This is a genomic window from Empedobacter falsenii (genome assembly GCF_019308355.1).
Classification (GTDB): domain Bacteria; phylum Bacteroidota; class Bacteroidia; order Flavobacteriales; family Weeksellaceae; genus Empedobacter; species Empedobacter falsenii_B.
In genome coordinates, this window is the sequence record NZ_JAAGKM010000081.1 from 1 (window position 1) to 3,611 (window position 3,611).

4 protein-coding genes are annotated in these 3,611 nt (G+C 34.7%); 1 reads left to right on the forward strand and 3 read right to left on the reverse strand.

Annotated features, from left to right (window positions below; all coding sequences use genetic code 11):
• The coding region (locus G0Q09_RS14650; protein ID WP_219035440.1) for a hypothetical protein at nucleotides 1-204 on the forward strand (204 nt) is incomplete at its 5' end.
• A gap of 52 nt (nucleotides 205-256) precedes the next feature.
• Here the strand turns inward: G0Q09_RS14650 and G0Q09_RS14655 are convergent.
• From G0Q09_RS14655 to G0Q09_RS14665, 3 genes are all read right to left on the reverse strand, one after another.
• Entirely contained in the window at nucleotides 257-1,150 is an 894-nt protein-coding gene (locus G0Q09_RS14655; RefSeq protein WP_219035441.1) for a tyrosine-type recombinase/integrase, read from the reverse strand.
• Nucleotides 1,151-1,208: 58 nt separating this feature from the next.
• Nucleotides 1,209-2,135, reverse strand: coding sequence for a tyrosine-type recombinase/integrase (locus G0Q09_RS14660; RefSeq protein ID WP_219035442.1), 927 nt, complete (start codon nucleotides 2,133-2,135; stop codon nucleotides 1,209-1,211).
• Nucleotides 2,136-2,300: 165 nt separating this feature from the next.
• On the reverse strand, nucleotides 2,301-3,611 hold a 1,311-nt coding region (locus tag G0Q09_RS14665), incomplete at its 5' end, for an MTBMA_p00010-related P-loop-containing protein (RefSeq protein ID WP_219035443.1).

Consider the following 3,611-nt stretch of genomic DNA (forward strand, 5'->3'; position numbering starts at 1 on the left):
GGTGGTGGTGGTTGGAGCGTAGGTGTCTTTTTGCTTTGTTTTTTTCAGTTGGGACAGCTCTTTGCAACCGCAGGAACGAGGATTGCAATGTGCTGTGAAGCGTTGGCAAAAAACAACGCAAAAAGTATGACAGAAAAAAACGGGGGCACTGTAAAACCTGTCTGCAACAGCCTTTCCCCTGTGCGTTGGCGGGCGGGTCATTAAATCATCCCACAAAAAGGAAGCATTTATTTTTTACCGCTTTTTTTATTGTTTTTCATCGGATTGGGTGATAGTTGTTTATTGCATTCTGTAAAGCTTCTAATTCCGATTGCTTGTATTGTACGGTTGTACTGGCTCTTTTGTGTCCGCTAAAAACCTGTACTATCCTTGTATCGTTTTCTTTTTTCAGCAAATTGGCAATAACGCTCTGCCTTATTTTCATCGGCTGTATTTTCTCGTTTTCCCTGCGGTTTTCATTGATGATTTTACTTATTCCGTGAGGATTGATTTTTTCACCATACTGACCTAAAATAAATGCGGTTTCCGTTGGATTTTGCTTGTTGTATTTCAATAAAAATGCTCTGTCTTTTTCCAAGTATTTGTAAAACAAAATCATCTGTTTTGCCTGTAATGGCAATGTTCTGCTTTTCGGGCTTTTTGATGTGATTTCCGTACTTCCTTTGATAAATATTTCTGCTTTGTCTAAATTGATGTTATCAACTTCTAATTCTGCGATTTCGTTTACTATCAACGCTTGGTAAATCAATAAACTGATAATGATTTTATTCCTTGTTTCTAAATGCTTTTTCCGTTTGATTTGGTAGCTTTCAAAGAAGTGTTCCAATGTTTCAGGACTGTACAGATTATCAACCTGTATTTGTTTGTTTATTTTATCTTTTAAGTATAATTCACTGCAAGGATGATCTTTTCTTTTTCCAATTTCAAGTAAATAATTGAAGTAAATTTTTACTCCGTACAAACAATGCTGTAAGGTTTTGGGATGTAAATCGTAATTCTTTCGTAGATATTCAATATAGTTTAAAATATCTTTGTAGGTGGCTTTTTCGGCTCTTTTATCGTAGTAGTCCGTAAATCTTTTGATGTTATACAGATTGCTGTTTAAAGTGCTTTTGCTGTACTTTTTCTGTAAATATTCTCTGATTGTCATTGCATAAGTTCATTGATTTACTCGTTCGTTTTTATTTGTTTTTTTGGTACTCGTGATTTCACTCGCTTAACAGCTCGTTTAGTTGATTTTGATTGATATGCGTGTAAATTTCGGTGCTTTCTATATGGCTGTGTCCTAAAAATACCTGCACCTGTTCCAATGCCATTCCGTTTTCAAGTAAATGTGTTGCTATGCTGTGCCTTAATGTATGTATTCCTATTTTGGTTAGTTCCTGTTGTGTCAATGCTTTTCCGAAGTCTGTACGTTTGATGATTTTTTTCAGTTGCTTGTTAAGTGTGCCTGTCTGCATTCTCGTTCCTTTGCTGTTCAGGAACAACGCTTTTTGTTTTACTTCAGATGAAAAAATAAATCCCTGTAATTCATTGCTGATTGTATCGCTTATCGGAACTAATCTTCTTTTGCTGTTCTTGCCTTTCTGAACGATAACAAGGTTTTCCGTTAGCCGTAAATCTTCCTTGTTTAACTGGCTGACTTCGTTGGCTCTCAACCCGCAACCATAAGCAATATGTAATATCGCTTTTTCCTGTAAATCTTCCGTTACCTGGTAAAGCTCTTGTATTTCTTCCTGTGTAAAAATGATACGGTTTACTTCTTCATCAGGATAATTAAATTTCAGGTGCGATGCAGGATTGATTTTGATTTTACCCAAGTGCAACGCATAACCTAAATACTGCTGTACGCAACGCATTATGTCATAAACTGTTTTTAGCTTTAAAGTTTCTTTTGTTCGGGTGCTTTTCCTGTTCTGCACATATTCGTAAAAATTCCCGATTTCTACGGCTGTAATGTGGTACAATTGGTAAATTCCGATTTCCTCCAGATGGTTAAAAAATTCCTTCAGATATAAATATTTGGCTTGGCAAGTTTCTGATGTATAGCCCAATAATAAAAGGTAATTGCGGTATTCTTGGGATTCTTTTTGGTAGTTTTCTTGATGCAAAACGTGTCGGCTTGGTGTTCCCATATTATGACGTTTTTTATTGGTATGATAGTTTTGCTTACTCTTTCTTTTGGATTTTGGAACACTAACTTTGTTTGTTGATTTTATATTCTGTTTATCAATGATTTAGATAATGTTTATTATCGTTTTTAGCGTTCCTTTTGTGTTCCGTAGCGTTCCACAATACTATCATACTTCATTTTTAAGGTTCTGTATTTGGAGCATTAGAAAATCCTTGATTTCAGCTCTTAATTTCTGATAATTATCCCAATAACTAACTTTATACTTTATTCCTTTGTTGCTGTAACCGCCTATTTGTTTGATGTATTCAAGTTCTGTAAGTGTTTGTATATATCTAAAAACTTGTGTTTTACTAACGTTTAATTCTTGTCTTATATCTCTTAAAATAAAATCTTGATTTTCATTCTTTACATACTTTTTTAATCGTTCAAAGAACTGTCTTAAACTTCCGTCCAGTTCATCAACCTTTAAAACAATGCTTTCAAAAAGGATTTCCGTTGCTTGTTCGATGTCCTCGATTTCAGTTATCAATTGATTGTCTTTTGTGAGCCTTCTCTGATACTGATTTAAAAATGTAACCTGTTTGATTACTGCCTGATACATTTCATTCAAACGTCTTATTTTATGTACCTTTTCGGGGAGATTTAATTTTGTCGCATAAGGATTGATGACTTCATAATATTTTAAGTTCCGTACAATCTGCTGTATAAATCCGATTGTTTTTTGGCTTTCGTTTGGGTCGATTTCCCCTGCATTTCTTTTGTTTTGATAATTGATAATTTTACTTGTTTGTTCCTTACTTTCGTCAACTGCAATCAAAAAACTACGGCTCATATTGTCCTCGTATGTTTCGCCTTTGGTGGTGGCTGATAATGAACTAAATTGTCCTTTTACGATTTTATGGGAAGATTTATTATTTCCCTTTTTGTCCTTTATCGTTACCGAACTTCTTAATACTTGATTGCTGATAAATTCTCTTAACGCATACAATGCATCTTCTTTCAGTCCATCTAAATCCTCAATGATTACAACCTTTTGGAATAGGTCAAACTCGCCCCAATTGTATAAACTGCTTTCCGTTATTCTTGTAAATCGCAATACGTCTTCCTGTGGCATTAAATCCGCTATTCTGCTGATGATATGCGTTTTTCCACTTCCCGAACTTCCCTGTACCAAGGCGTGTAAAGGACTTTTGTTTAAATAACTGATGATGATTAAAAACAACAACATTCGGCTGTTTTCTTCGCCTACGATACCCGCTTTTCCGATTTCTGTATTTAAGTTTTTCAATAAATGTTTACGTTTCAAAAAATCTATGCTGTTGCCTGTTCCTGTGCTTGGCTCTTTGGTTTCTTCTTTTTTATTTTCATTTGAAAAAGAAAAATTTAACTCCGTTCTGTTGTTCAGCAATTCAATAAATATGCTTTCATCGTGTCCTTGTAATGTTTCATTGATGTCTTTGTTTATCGGTTCTGCTGT